Consider the following 13,275-nt stretch of genomic DNA (forward strand, 5'->3'; position numbering starts at 1 on the left):
CTGGGCGGAATCTGGGCGGGCCAGACGGCACAGTTCCCCGGGAAAGGCAGTACCGGACACGGAGGGGAACCATGATCAACTGGAAGGGCGCCGCGGCGGGGGTGGCCGCGCTCGCGGCGGCGGGGACGCTGGCCGCGCCGATGGCTTCGGCGTCGGTGCAGCAGACCGTGACGTACACGCCGTCGTGCTCGGCGGGCGGGTTCACCGGCACGCTGCGGATCATCTACCGGGAGCCGGTGAAGGGCCGCGCCGACTACATCTATTCGGTCGAATACCGGATCAACAAGGGTTCGCAGCACGGCGGGAACCTGGCCGACGTGCACTGGCAGGACGGCGGCACCGCGCCGACGACCGTGCGGTACACCTACTCCGGCATCCAGGACGGCGGCTGGCACAAGCTCACCGGTGACGGCTACGGCCGCGGTATGGGAGTGACGGGGATGAAGTTCGTCTTCGACAAGACGGCCGCTGGTGACCCGAGCTGCCAGCTGTCACCGACAGCGCTGCGCAACTGACCCGGACCGGGCCCTGGGGAAATCCCCGGGGCCCGGTTTTTTGCTCCGGCTGGCCGTCGTTTCGGTGCGCTGGACACGGCAGGCTGTGTCGATGGACGTCTCATCGGCGGTACCCGGAATCGTGTCGGCGAGACCGGGCGGGTGGCGGGTGGTGTTCGTGCCGAGCGCGGCGCGCTACCTGGGTGCCAACGCGGCGGCGGGGCTGGTTGTGCCCGCGCTGGTGACGTTGCCGGTCACGCTTCTGCTGCTGGTCGTCGTGGCGGCGTTCGGCGGGGCCGAGGCCGCCTGGTACACCGCGCTCGTGGTGGCGGGCATTCTCGCCGTGCTCGGGGTCGCGCTGGCGGTGTTCGTGTTCTTCCATGAGTTCGCCGCGGTGCGCTGGGTCGAGCTGAGCCCGGCCGAGGCCCCGGAGTTTCTGCTGGTCAAGCGGATTCTCGGGCAGACCCGGATCCCAGTGACGGAGCTGCGCCGGGTCACCGTGCGCCACCGCGTGAAGATGGGGAAACCGAACGGGGTGGATGTCGTCTTCCACACCGCGGCCGGGGAGATCGAGTGCCCTCGGGTGCCGGACGCCACGCATCTCGTGGAGTGGCTCCAGGACGTGCTCGTGGACGTCGAGGTCGACCGCGAGCGGGCCGTCGACCGCCTCAATCTGACGAGTGACCAGTGGTGGCCGCGTGCCAAGGTCGCCGCCGACTGGGGTGTTCCCATCGAGGCCGTGCCGGCGCTGGCCGACCATCTCAGCGTCCGCGCTCACTTCTTCGTGCCTCGCGCGGCGGCCAGGCTGGGCGACACCCGGGGCATGGATGTCTACGATCCTGACGACGTCCAGGAGATCACCGATCAGCTCGCGGAGCCGTCGGCTGAGCGCAAGGTCGCCGCGCTGATGCTTCAGCGGCTGACCAGCTTGGCCAAGAACGCCGCCGAGGACAAGTCCTCCCAGGTGCTCGGCGAGGTGATGCCGGATGCCGAACTCACTCGCCGGTACCGGGCCGCGCTGACCCTGACCTCGCGCGGGGACTCCTCGGTGGCCCACGCGCAGTACTCGCTCGTGCGGGCAGCGCACGGAGAACCGCTCCCGCCGGAAGGCGCTGAGGTGCCCGCCGATTTCGCGACGGTGCTCGCCGAGACACTGGCGACGGCGCCGGTGCTGCGCCCCACGCGCTTCGACTGACTTGGGGTCGTGAGCGTTGCGGGCGGTTCTAACCGCCCGCAACGCTCACGAGCCTTTAGCCGGAGAGCGGCTGGGCGGACAGCAGCGTCTGCGTCCAGCCACCGGTGTCGACGGGATCCGTGCCGAAGCCTTGGAGATCGGAGCCGTCGAGGTCGTAGGGATTGTGGTCGAAGTAGCGGTACAGCCCGCCGTCACGGGTTTGGCCGTAGTAGAGCCCGAAACCGGGTGACACGACCTGGTCGATGCCGCTCCACCGGTCGCCGAGGGTGGCGCCGGACCAGGTGTGGTCGGCCGCGATGTGGTACGACCGCAGCGCGCCGGCGGTGCTGATGCCGAGCAGCCAGTCGTCGCCGGTGGCGGTCAGCGAGCGCAACGTGAAGCCGGTCCCGATGACCGCGCGCTGTCCGATGTGGACACTCGACGGCTTCGGCCGCGAGACCACATAGGACATCAGGGTGCTGCCGGCGACGCCGTAGAGATGGCCGTGCCCGTCGTAGGTCAGCAGCGAGTGCGTCCAGCCGCCGCCGAGCGCGGTCGGGGTGGAGAACTGCAGCGAGTTCTTGTTCGTGATGACGTCCACGCGGTAGAGCTCGCCTGCGGGCGACGTCACCAGCAGCGTGTTCTGGTTCAGCGTCGCCAGTGTCTTCGGCACGAAGCCGAGGTTGTCGGTGGAGACCAAGGTCTTCGTGCGGTCACCGGTCTGCGCGTTGATGGTGCTGTAGGTGAGCCTGCCGTCGCCGAGCGCGCCGTAGATCGACGTGGTGGTCGCGGTCGGACCGCCGAGTTCGGCCACGATGCGCTGGGCGTCGGCGGCCTGCGGCTGGTAGCGCGACGGGAACGCCGAGCCCTGCACCTTCTGGCAGACCTCACCGATCGGCGCGGTGCGCCACGAGCCGCCCGGGTAGGCGGCGACCATGTGGTCGAGGAAGGTGCCGGTCGCGTAGGCCGGGTTGAGGCGCTGCTCTTCCCTGCCCCACCAGTCCTGCTGCTGGAACAGGCCGAGGCTGGTGTGGTCGACCTTCTCCGAGATGTTCTCGATCAGCGATTCCACGATCGTGGTGGTGATCGCGATGACGGCCGCGCGCTCGTCGAACCGGTTGGCCTGCACGGCGTTGATCACCGCGCGGGCACAGGACACGCGGTACGGGGTCATGTGCCCGCGCAGCGTGCCGGTGAGGACGTCGTTGAGCCGGTCAGCCGCGGCGGAGTCGGCCGAGGTGGGGCCGCCGGACACGCACGGCTTCGTCGGGTAGGCGGCCAGTTGCTGCATGCGGGTGCTCAGGTCGGCGGGGTCGTCGGCCGACGCGGGGCTGGTGGCGGTGGTCAACGCGGTCAGCACTACGCCGGCCGCGAGCCAGGTTCTGCCTCGAAAACGCATCAGTGTGCTCCGAAAGGTCGGGGTGGCGCGCTCAGGCGCCGGGCGGGGAGACGTAGCCGGAGATGTGCTTGCCCTGCGAGCCGGAGGTGGCGGTGTCGGGGTCGATGGTCTTGCGCCGGACCCGGTCGCTGAGGTTGCCGCCGACGGTGGTGATCGTCCCGTCGGGGTTGACGGCGACGATCACGTCGACGTGGCCGCCCGTGGTGCCGTCCGGCGGGCCGTAGATGACCCAGTCACCCGGTTTCGGGCTGCCGTGCGCGGTGCCGGTGCGCGACTTGAACAGGCCGCGCTGCACGCCCCACTCGCCGAGCGCGCGGGCGATGAACTTGTCGCGTGGCACACCGGAAACCCCGGCGGCGGACCATGACCAGGTCGCGAACATCGCGCACCAGTCGAGCGCGCCGCGGTCGCAGGCGGAGTGGTACTTGTCGCACTGCGCTTCCAGCGTGCCGACCTCGCCGTTGGCCAGCGCGGCGATCTTCGCGCGCAGCGGCTTGGTGGGCGTGGTCGAGGTGCAGGTGCGGGGCACTGCCGACAGCAGCGTCTGCGTCCAGCCCTGCGAGGAGACCGGGTCGTTGTTGTGGTACAAGATGTCGTCGCCGGAACCGTCGGCGGGGTCGGCGTCTTCGTACCAGTACATGGCGCCCGCGGGGTTCTTGCCGTAGTACAGGCCGCCGCCCGGCGAGACGAGGTCGGTGAACGACTGCCAGCCGTGCTCGACGAGCTGCGCGCGGCTGTAGGTGGTGCCGGTCGGCGAGACCGTGTAGCCGATCAGCTGCCCGTCGGCCGCGGTCGCCACGAGCCGGTCGTCCCCGGCGGTGGCCAGCGTCTTGAGCGAGAACCCGCCGTTGCCGATCTCCTGGCGCTTCCCGATCTGGTTGGCGCCCGGCTTGTCCCCGGAGACCAGGTACCGCAGCAGGGTGCCGTTGGCGGTGGTGCCGTAGAGGTGCCCGTACCCGTCGTAGCTCAGCTTGTCGTGCGTCCAGCCGTGCTGGATGTCGACCGGGTCCTTGAAGGTCAGGTTGTCGTCGTTGGTCTGCACGTCGACGCGGTAGAGGACACCGGCGGGCGAGGTGACCAGCACGGTGTTGAAGTTGATCGCCGCGATCGCCTTCGGCGTGAACCCGAGCGAGCGCGAGGACACCACGACATGCTTGATGTTCCCGTTGTCCGGGTTGATCGCGGTGTAGGTGAGCTGCCCGCTCGCCAGCGTGCCGTAGACGGAAACCCCGCCGGCGCACGAGGCGTCGGCGAAGGCGGGTGCCGCGGTGGTGGCCGCGAGACCTGACAGCGCGATGGTGCTCGCGGTCAGCGCGGCGGCGACAGGTCTGAACCTGTCTCGGAGAACAGACATCGGAGGCTCCTCCCAGAGGGTGTCTCCGCAGTGTTTCCGAATGCCCGCCCAGATCTTGCCCATGACGAACGCCGGATGGGCCCTGACCGGCGTTTCCGCTGATCAGGGCCCAATCGGCCAGGTGCGGTTTCCTACCTGTCGCTGGTGCAGACGCTGGGAATGTAGCCGGACCAGCCGGCGTACCCGTCGTGCCGTTTGATGCCGTCCTGGACCAGGATCCACCCGTTCGCCTGCGGATAGCCGCAGGCGCCGTAGTTCTCGCCGACGACGATCTTGCGACACGGGAACGTCTCACCGGCGTAGACATCGAAGACCTTCGCGGACGCGGCGTCGGGCCGGGACCGGGCGATCACGGTGGCGTGGACGTCGACCCAGGACCCCGAGCACGTGCCACCCGCCAGGACGGTCTGGGTCCCGCTCTCCGCGGCGACCCCCGTTCCGGACGCCACGGCCAAGGCCGACACGACCGTGGCCGACACCGCCGCCAGCGGTAGCAACTTCGACTTTCGCATTGCATTCTCCTGCCGTATTCGTAACGGAATTCAGCTGTCGGAATCGGATTTCCAGACCTGCCCCACTGGCCTGGACGTGACGATTCAACCGCGCGAGAACCGTTGGCAGGAAAGGATTCGAGCCGGTTCAAATCCACCGCGACGGCTGCTAGTGTCGCTTGGTGTTCACGTTGGGGGTCGACGTCGAAACGGTGTCCAGGACACGCTGGTCGCCTTCACCGGCGGCGGAGTCCATGGCGTGGCTGAAGCTCACCGCCGCCTCGGGCACGCACCCGGTGTTCGGGGATCCCGGGCCGCTCGCCCGCGCGTCACTCGGCCATCGAGACGTCGCGCTGCTCGTCGATCTGTTGCCGCACAGCGGCGACATCTACGTGCCGGACCTGCTCATCCCGCGTCCCGGGGCGGGCATCCGGCGCGATGAGCTCATCGAGGAGCAGATCGGGCGGATCGAGGCGACGGCGCAGGACGAGGTCGAGAGCCAGGTCTTCACCTACACGGAAATCCATTGGAGCAGGCCGTTGTCGGCCACGACCCGCGAGCTGGTGGAGTCGGGGCGGATCCAGCGGCGGCTGGCCAACGGGCTCGCCCGGTTCTGGCGGGACGCGCTCGCCGACGGCTGGCCCGAGCTCAGCGCGGCCGCGGATCGGGACATCGCGCACCGGGCGAAGTCCGTGATCTCCTATGGGATCGGCCGCACGCTCGGTGAACTGCATCCCGAGATCGGGTGGGCTGGCGACGCGATCACGCTCGCCAAACCCTGGGATGGCGAACTCGATCTCGCGGGCCAGGAGCTGGTGCTCGTGCCGGGCGTACTTGGCAAGCCCGAGGTCACCGCGCAGGTCGACGTTCCGGGGGAGGCCGTTCTCTACTACCCGGCCCGGCGGATCGGCGCCGGCCGTGACCGCGAACCCGGCAGGATCGCCCAAGTCGTCGGCGCCGCCCGCGCGGCGTTGCTGGCGGATCTCGAAACCGCCCGTTCGACCGCGGAACTCGCCAGGCGGATCGGCTACACCGCGGGCACCGTCTCCTATCACCTCAGCGCGCTGCACCGCGCCGGTCTCGTCAGCAAAGCCCGAGACGGCCGCCATGTCCTGTACCAGCAGACGAGCCAGGCGGCGGTCCTCTTGGCAGGCAGCGCTTGATGTTCGATCCGGTCCCGAGAGCTGCTCCCGGGACCGGATCGAACGTGGCTCAGCCGCTGTGCTCGGCCCACCACTTGCGGCCCGCTTCGGGCAGCGTCGAGATCGGGTCGTAGTACGGGTAGTGCCGCTGCAACGCCTCGGGGTCGGTGTGCTCGATCCCGGTTCGGTAGTTCTTCGTCCAGTACGAGATGCCGCGCTCGCGGTCGTACTCGGCGAGCTGGTGCACCCAGCGCTTGCCGACGTAGGGCACGTCGCACACGATGCGCGGGGTCGCGTACCCGGGCAGGTAGCCCATGATCGCGTGCTGCAGCTCCTGCGCCTCGTGCACCGAAACGCGCCAGTGCTCGGCATTGGGGATCATGTCGCACATGTAGAAGTAGTACGGCAGGATGTTCGCCTCGCCCTGCAGCGCGAAGCACAGGTCGAGCAGCTGCGCCGGGGTCGCGTTGACGCCGCGCATGAGCACGCCCTGGTTGCGCACGTCGCGGACGCCGACGTTGAGCGCGGTCTGCGCCGCCTCGGCGACCAGCGGGGTGACCGACTGGGCGTGGTTGACGTGGGTGTGGATCGCGAGGTTGACGCCGCGGCGCTGCGCGGTGACGGCGACGCGCTCGAGGCCTTCGACGACCTTCGGCTGCAGCCAGTGCTGGGGCAGGCCGGCGAGCGCCTTGGTGGCGAGGCGGATGTCGCGGACGGTCTCGATGTCCATCAGGCGCATGAGGAACGACTCGAGCTGCGGCCACGGGACGTTGGCGACGTCGCCGCCGGAGACGACCACGTCACGCACGCCGGGTGTCTTCTTGAGGTAGTCGATCATCGCGTCCTGGCGGTCGACCGGCTTGAGCGAGAGCTTGTGCTTGTCGATCGTCTCGGTCGAGTTCCCGACGAGGTCCATCCGGGTGCAGTGGCCGCAGTACTGGGGGCAGGTCGAGATCATCTCGGCCAGCACCTTGGTGGGGTAGCGGTGGGTCAGGCCCTCGACCACCCACATCTCGGCCTCGTGCAGCGAGTCGCGCTCGGAGTGCGGGTGGCTGGGCCACTCGGTGTCGCGGTCGCTGCGCACGGGCATCATGTAGCGCCGGATCGGGTCGGCGTAGAACGCCTCGGTGACCTTCAGCGGGTCGGTACCGGCCTGCGGCGCCATCGTGTTGAGCATCTGCGGGGGCAGCAACATCGACATGGTCGCCATCTCGCGCTGGTCGGCGAGCAGGTCGTCGTAGAAGCGCTCCTCGAGCAGGTCGCCCATGAGCGCCTTGAGCTGCTTGATGTTGCGGACGCAGTGCACCCGCTGCCACTGGGCGTCACGCCACTGGGCCTCGGTCACATCGCTCCAGCCGGGGAAACGGCGCCAGTCGGGTTCCACCAACTCGGTACGCCGGTACTCGTACGGCTGTTCCAGAGCGTCGGCGGCTGTCGCGACAGGTTCCTGGATCGCAGTCACTGTTGCTCCTAGTCGTCGGGAAAACGTAAAAATATCCTGTCATATCGTCTGCTTGGCGTAAATATTATCGTCCGAGTCGTGATCACGCAGCGCGGGACAGTGTCAGATCGAGCGCCTGGAAGACTCTCCGGAGTGACGGAAGACAGCACCACGCTCCTGCTCGGCGGCCGCGTCTACACCCCCGGTTCCCCCGACGCCACGGCCATGGCGATCACCGGCGGCACCATCGTCTGGGTCGGCCAGGACGCGCCTGCCCGCGCGCTGCACCCCGGCGCCGAGATCGTCGACCTCGACGGCGCGTTCGTCGCACCCGGTTTCGTCGACGCCCACGTCCACGCCACCGCGACCGGCCTGCACCACACCGGCCTCGACCTGACCACGGTCCGCGACGCCGCCGGGCTGCTGGCCGCGGTCCGCGACGCCGTCCGCCCCGGCGAAGTGCTCATCGCGCACGGCTGGGACGAGTCACGGTGGACGAACCCCCGCCTGCCCAGCCGCGCCGAACTCGACGCCGCCGCCGGCGACGTGCCCGTCTACCTCAGCCGTGTCGACGTGCACTCCGCGCTGGTGTCGAGCGCGCTGGTCACCCCCGAGGCCCGCGCAGCCGACGGCTGGTCGGCCGACGGCCCGCTCACCCGTGACGCCCACCACCGCGTCCGCGACGCCATGCGCGCCGCGATCACCCCGGCGCAGCGCGCCCGCGCCCAGCGCGCGTTCCTCGACACCGCCGCGTCGCGCGGCATCGTCAGCGTCCACGAATGCGCCGGACCCGACATCTCCAGCGAGCAGGACCTGCTCGACCTGCTCGCGCTCACCGACGGCCCCGAGGTCGTCGGCTACTGGGGCGAACGCGACGCGATCGACACCGCCCGCCGCCTCGGCGTGCGCGGACTGGCGGGCGACCTGTTCGTCGACGGCGCGCTCGGCTCCCACACCGCCGCCCTCTGCGCGCCCTATACCGACGCACCATCGACCTCTGGCGCGCTTTACCTCGGCGCCGCGGCCATCGGCGACCACCTCGCCGCCTGCACCGAAGCCGGTCTCCAGGCAGGCTTCCACGTCATCGGCGACGCGGCTGTCGCCGAGGTCGTGGCCGGTTTCCGGCTCGCGGAGAAGTCCGTCGGACAGCGGGCGCTCGCTTCGGCTCACCACCGTCTCGAACACCTGGAGATGGTCACGCCCGAACAAGCCCAGGCTCTGGCGTCGTGGGGTGTCGCGGGGTCGATGCAGCCGCAGTTCGACGCGGCCTGGGGCGGCCCGGACGGCATGTACGCGACCAGGCTCGGCGACCGCGCCGCCGCGCTGAACCCGTTCGCGATGCTCGCCTCGGCGGGTGTGGTGCTCGCGTTCGGCTCGGACGCCCCGGTGACCCCGCTCGACCCGTGGGCGAGCGTCCGCGCCGGGACCTATCACCGCACCCCGGGCTCCGGCCTGTCGGCGCGCGCCTCGTTCACCGCCCACACTCGCGGCGGCCACCGCGCGGCAGGCGTCAACGACGGCCTCACCGGCGCACTCGTCCCGGGCGCGCCCGCGCACTACGCGGTCTGGGACGCCCCCGAACTCGTGGTCGCCACCGCGGACTCCCGCGTCCAGCGCTGGTCGACCGACCCCCGAGCCGGCGTCCCGCCCCTGCCCAAACTCGACGACGACGCCCCGCTCCCGACCTGCCTGCGCACCGTCCGCGCAGGACGCACCATCCACCAGGCCTGACACCCCGCGATAAAGCCCGCTTTACTCCCGGGGATAAAGCGGGCTTTATCCCGCGAAGTAAAGCCCGCTTTATCCCCGGGGCCTGGGTGCCCGCAGGGGCTCACCAGGCTTTGACCCCTTACAGTTCGGCGCGTGATCGAAGATGCCGTGGCGCCGGCCAAGCGGCGCCGGTTCTCCCGCGCCTGGGCGCTCCGGTTCGCCGCGGCCGCGGCGTCGGGGTTCGTGCTCTACCTCAGCTACGCGCCGCGTCCGCTGTGGTGGCTCGCGCCGCTCGCCTTCGCCGGCCTCGCCCTCGTCGTCAAAGCCCGCAGGTTCCGCGGCGGCTTCGGGTACGGCTTCCTCTTCGGGGTCGCCTTCTACCTTCCGCTGCTGACGTGGCTACTCGACTTCCTCGGCCCCGACTTCGGCCCCTGGCCGTGGATCGGCCTGTCCGCCGCGCTCGCCTGCTACAGCGGACTCGCCGGCGGCCTCATCACGGTCGTGTCGAAACTGCCGGGCGGCCCGTTCTGGTCCGCGCTCGTGTTCATCGCGACCGAGACCCCGCGCACCTGGTTCCCGTTCGGCGGCTTCCCCTGGGGACGCGTCGCGTTCAGCCAGCCCGAAGGCGCGTTCACCCCGCTCGCCTCGATCGGCGGCGCCCCGCTGGTCGGGCTCGCCGTCGTGCTCACCGGGTTCGGGCTCGCCAAGGCGCTGGAAGACCGCCGCTCGCTCGCGTTCGTCATCGTGCCGCTGACCGCGGGCATGGCGCTGTGGCCCACGATCGGCACCGACGCCCAGGACGGTGAACTCACCGTCGCCACCGTGCAGGGCAACGCGCCCGACATCGGCCTCGCGCTCGAAGGCCGCCGCGACGAACTGCGTGACAACCATCTCGCCGAGACCCGGCGCCTGCTCGCCGACATCCGCGCCGGGAAGGTGCCCAAGCCGGACCTGCTCGTCTGGCCGGAGACCGCGACCTACCTCAAGCAGAACGACCTCGTGCTCGATCAGCTCATCGGCGAGTTCGGCGTGCCCGCGATCATCGGCACCCTCGACCGCACCGGCCCGGACGGCTCGCAGAACTCCGCGATCGTGTGGGATCCGCGCACCGGGCCGGGCCAGCGCTACGCCAAGGTGCACCTGGTCCCGTTCGGCGAGTACGTCCCGTCGCGCGAGGTCGCCCGGCTGGTGACCCCGTTCGTGGACAACATGGCCGACGTCAAACCCGGCGACGGCTCGAACAGCGCGCTGAGCGTCGCGGGCACCAAGGTCGGCGTGTTCATCTGCTACGAGACCGCGTTCGACGGCCCCGGCCGCGCCAGTGTCGCGGGTGGCGCCGAAGTGCTGCTCGTGCCGACCAACAACGCCTGGTACGGGCCGGGGGAGATGAGCTACCAGCAGCTGGCGATGTCGCGGCTGCGCGCGGTCGAACACGGCCGCGCCGCCGTGGTCTCGGCCACCAGCGGGGTCAGCGCGATCGTCAGGCCGGACGGGACAATCGCCAGGTCAACCGACCTTTTCACGGCCGCCTCGCTGGTCGAGCGAGTGCCGCTGCGGCGGCAGACTACGCTGTCGGATCAATTGGGTGCGTTGACGGAGTACGGACTCGTGGGCCTGGCAGTGGCAGGGGTGCTCGCCGGGTTCGGGCTCCGTAGTCCACTGTGGACACGGCGCACGCGGCGCGAGGCGCCGGAACCGACTAGATCCGCGGCGGGCGACCCGCCGAGGGAAGGAAAGAACTGATGGCGCAGGCGCCGCGGGGGGCCCAGGGAATCGATCCGGTGCTGGTGGTGATCCCGACCTACAACGAGCGGGAGAACATCGGCCCGATCTTGCGCCGGCTGCTCGAAGCCTTACCGAAGGTGCACGCGCTCGTCGTCGACGACGGCAGCCCCGACGGCACCGGCGACCTCGCCGACGAGTTCGCCAAGAACGACGAGCGGGTGCACGTGCTGCACCGCACGGAGAAGGCGGGCCTCGGCGCCGCCTACGTCGCCGGGTTCCGCTGGGGACTGGCCCGCGACTACCAGACCATCGTCGAGATGGACGCCGACGGCTCGCACGCGCCCGAAGACCTCCCGCGCCTGCTCGACGCGCTCGGCGACACCGACCTGGTCATCGGCTCGCGCTACGTCACCGGCGGCACGACCGTCAACTGGCCGCTCTCGCGTCAGCTCATCTCGCGCGGCGGCAACCTGTACTCGCGCCTGGCGCTGGGTGTGTGGCGGATCAACGACATCACCGCCGGGTTCCGCGCCTACCGCCGCGAGGTGCTCGAGAAGCTCGCGCTCGACGAGATCGCCTCGCACGGCTACTGCTTCCAGATCGACCTGGCCTACCGCACCCTGCTCGCCGGGTTCGACGTGGTCGAGGTGCCGATCACCTTCACCGAGCGTGAGATCGGCCAGTCGAAGATGAGCGGCTCGATCGTGCGCGAGGCCATGCTGCGCGTCGGCGCGTGGGGCGTGAAGCGCCGCTACTCCCAGCTGAAGTCGCTGTTCAAGCGGAACTGATGCCGCGGTATCTGCTCAACATCCACCAGCCCGACGGCCCGCCGCCGGAGGATCTGGGCGAGATCATGGCCGATCTCACCGCGCTCAACGAGGAGATGACCGCCGCCGGCGTGTGGGTGTTCGGCGGCGGACTGCTCCCGCCCGCGGCGAGCACGGTCGTCAAGGCGAGCGGCCGCGAGGTGCTGGCGACCGACGGCCCGTACACCGAGGCCAAGGAGTTCATCGGCGGCTTCACCGTGATCGACGCCGACGATCTCGACACCGCGCTGGTCTGGGCGGGCAAGCTCGCCACCGTGTTGTCCCCGCTGTCGATCGAAGTGCGGCCCTTCGCCGGTGCGTGAGATCGAGCGGGTGTTCCGCGAGGAGCACGGCCGCGTGATCGCGGTGCTCGTCCGTGTCTTCGGCGACCTCGACCTCGCGGAGGACGCCGCCGCCGAGGCGTTCGCCGTCGCGGCCGACCGTTGGCCCGCTGACGGCCTCCCGCCGAGCCCGGCCGGTTGGTTGATCACCACGGCCCGAAACCGCGCCATCGACCGTCTCCGGCGCGAATCGCTGCGCGCGGACCGGCACGTCGAGGCGGCGTTGCTCCACGCCCGCGAGGAGCCGGGGGAGTGGGAGCCCGTCCGCGACGACCAGCTCCGCCTGATCTTCACCTGCTGTCACCCGGCGCTGGCCCTGCCCGTGCGGGTTGCGCTGACGCTGCGGCTGCTCGGCGGCCTCACCACCGCCGAGATCGCCCGCGCGTTCCTGGTGCCCGAGCCGACGATGGCCCAGCGTCTCGTCCGCGCCAAGACCAAGATCCGCGACGCCGCCATCCCGTACCGCGTGCCGCCCGAGCCCGAACTGCCGGACCGGCTGCGCGCGGTGCTGGCCGTGCTCTACCTGATCTTCAACGAGGGCTACACGGCCAGCTCGGGGCCGTCGCTGATCCGCGACGACCTCTGCGCCGAAGCGATCCGCCTGGCCCGGCTGCTCGCCGAGCTGATGCCGGGCGAGCCCGAGGTCCAGGGTCTGCTGGCGCTGATGCTGCTCATCGCCTCCCGCGCGCCCGCCCGCACCGCGGCCGACGGCTCACCGGTCCTGCTCGCCGACCAGGACACCGCGCTGTGGGACCGTTCGCTGATCGCCGAGGGCCAGTCGCTCGTGCGCGGCTGTCTCGCGCGTGACGAGCCGGGGCCGTACCAGATCCAGGCGGCCATCAACGCCGTGCACAGCGACCCGCCGACCGACTGGCGCCAGATCGTCGCGCTCTACGACCAGCTGCTGGTGTTCACCCCGACCCCGGTGGTCGCGCTCAACCGCGCGATCGCGGTCGCCGAGGTCGACGGCCCGGCCGCGGCGCTCGCCCTCGTCGACGAGCTCGACCTGCCGAAGTACCACTTGTTCCACGCCGTGCGCGCCGACCTGCTGCGCCGCCTGGACCGCGTGCCTGAGGCGATCGAGGCTTACGATCGCGCGCTCGCCCTGGTGGAGAACGCGGCGGAACGCGACCTGCTGCGTCGCGCCCGAGAGGACCCCCGGGCATGAAAGAAGCACCCTCGCGGGGGGAGGTCGCGA

12 protein-coding genes are annotated in these 13,275 nt (G+C 70.5%); 8 read left to right on the forward strand and 4 right to left on the reverse strand.

Going from position 1 to position 13,275, the window contains the following annotated elements:
* Positions 1 to 71: 71 nt before the first annotated feature.
* Together AB5J62_RS20650 and AB5J62_RS20655 are read left to right on the forward strand one after the other, a co-directional pair.
* Positions 72 to 515 carry a hypothetical protein gene (locus tag AB5J62_RS20650; protein WP_370949932.1) on the forward strand — a complete coding sequence of 148 codons (444 nt, stop codon included), beginning with the start codon at positions 72 to 74 and terminating at the stop codon, positions 513 to 515.
* A gap of 91 nt (positions 516 to 606) precedes the next feature.
* Positions 607 to 1,689 carry a hypothetical protein gene (locus AB5J62_RS20655; protein WP_370949933.1) on the forward strand — a complete coding sequence of 361 codons (1,083 nt, stop codon included), beginning with the start codon at positions 607 to 609 and terminating at the stop codon, positions 1,687 to 1,689.
* Positions 1,690 to 1,744: 55 nt separating this feature from the next.
* Here AB5J62_RS20655 and AB5J62_RS20660 read toward each other — a convergent pair whose 3' ends face one another.
* The 3 genes from AB5J62_RS20660 to AB5J62_RS20670 all read right to left on the reverse strand — a co-directional run bounded on the left by AB5J62_RS20660 (position 1,745) and on the right by AB5J62_RS20670 (position 4,933).
* Complete coding sequence (locus tag AB5J62_RS20660) at positions 1,745 to 3,067, reverse strand: hypothetical protein (protein WP_370949934.1); 1,323 nt, start codon at positions 3,065 to 3,067, stop codon at positions 1,745 to 1,747.
* Between the two features lie 31 nt (positions 3,068 to 3,098).
* The gene (locus tag AB5J62_RS20665) at positions 3,099 to 4,421 is read right to left on the reverse strand and encodes a tachylectin-related carbohydrate-binding protein (RefSeq protein ID WP_370949935.1); all 1,323 of its coding nucleotides are present in this window, start codon (positions 4,419 to 4,421) and stop codon (positions 3,099 to 3,101) included.
* A 131-nt stretch (positions 4,422 to 4,552) separates the two neighbouring features.
* Positions 4,553 to 4,933, reverse strand: a complete 381-nt coding sequence (locus tag AB5J62_RS20670; RefSeq protein ID WP_370949936.1) for a hypothetical protein — start codon at positions 4,931 to 4,933, stop codon at positions 4,553 to 4,555.
* Positions 4,934 to 5,094: 161 nt separating this feature from the next.
* Here AB5J62_RS20670 and AB5J62_RS20675 point away from each other — a divergent pair, with 161 nt between their 5' ends.
* Positions 5,095 to 6,075, forward strand: a complete 981-nt coding sequence (locus tag AB5J62_RS20675) for an ArsR/SmtB family transcription factor (protein ID WP_370949937.1) — start codon at positions 5,095 to 5,097, stop codon at positions 6,073 to 6,075.
* Positions 6,076 to 6,124: 49 nt separating this feature from the next.
* Here AB5J62_RS20675 and AB5J62_RS20680 read toward each other — a convergent pair whose 3' ends face one another.
* Positions 6,125 to 7,516 (reverse strand): KamA family radical SAM protein, encoded by a 1,392-nt coding sequence (locus AB5J62_RS20680; protein WP_370949938.1) that lies wholly within the window; start codon positions 7,514 to 7,516, stop codon positions 6,125 to 6,127.
* 132 nt (positions 7,517 to 7,648) lie between these two features.
* Between AB5J62_RS20680 and AB5J62_RS20685 the strand changes: the two genes are divergently transcribed.
* The 5 genes from AB5J62_RS20685 to AB5J62_RS20705 all read left to right on the forward strand — a co-directional run bounded on the left by AB5J62_RS20685 (position 7,649) and on the right by AB5J62_RS20705 (position 13,245).
* Complete coding sequence (locus AB5J62_RS20685) at positions 7,649 to 9,226, forward strand: amidohydrolase (RefSeq protein WP_370949939.1); 1,578 nt, start codon at positions 7,649 to 7,651, stop codon at positions 9,224 to 9,226.
* A gap of 132 nt (positions 9,227 to 9,358) precedes the next feature.
* Entirely contained in the window at positions 9,359 to 10,948 is a 1,590-nt protein-coding gene (gene lnt / locus AB5J62_RS20690; RefSeq protein ID WP_370949940.1) for an apolipoprotein N-acyltransferase, read from the forward strand.
* On the forward strand, positions 10,948 to 11,718 hold the full coding sequence (locus AB5J62_RS20695) for a polyprenol monophosphomannose synthase (protein ID WP_370949941.1): 771 nt from the start codon (positions 10,948 to 10,950) through the stop codon (positions 11,716 to 11,718). The genes lnt and AB5J62_RS20695 overlap by 1 nt, the downstream gene beginning before the upstream one ends.
* Positions 11,718 to 12,059: a YciI family protein gene (locus tag AB5J62_RS20700; protein WP_370949942.1), complete on the forward strand. Its 342-nt coding sequence runs from the start codon at positions 11,718 to 11,720 to the stop codon at positions 12,057 to 12,059. The genes AB5J62_RS20695 and AB5J62_RS20700 overlap by 1 nt, the downstream gene beginning before the upstream one ends.
* Positions 12,052 to 13,245 (forward strand): RNA polymerase sigma factor, encoded by a 1,194-nt coding sequence (locus AB5J62_RS20705; protein WP_370949943.1) that lies wholly within the window; start codon positions 12,052 to 12,054, stop codon positions 13,243 to 13,245. The genes AB5J62_RS20700 and AB5J62_RS20705 overlap by 8 nt, the downstream gene beginning before the upstream one ends.
* Positions 13,246 to 13,275 lie beyond the last annotated feature (30 nt).

This window comes from Amycolatopsis sp. cg5 (assembly GCF_041346955.1).
Lineage (GTDB): Bacteria > Actinomycetota > Actinomycetes > Mycobacteriales > Pseudonocardiaceae > Amycolatopsis.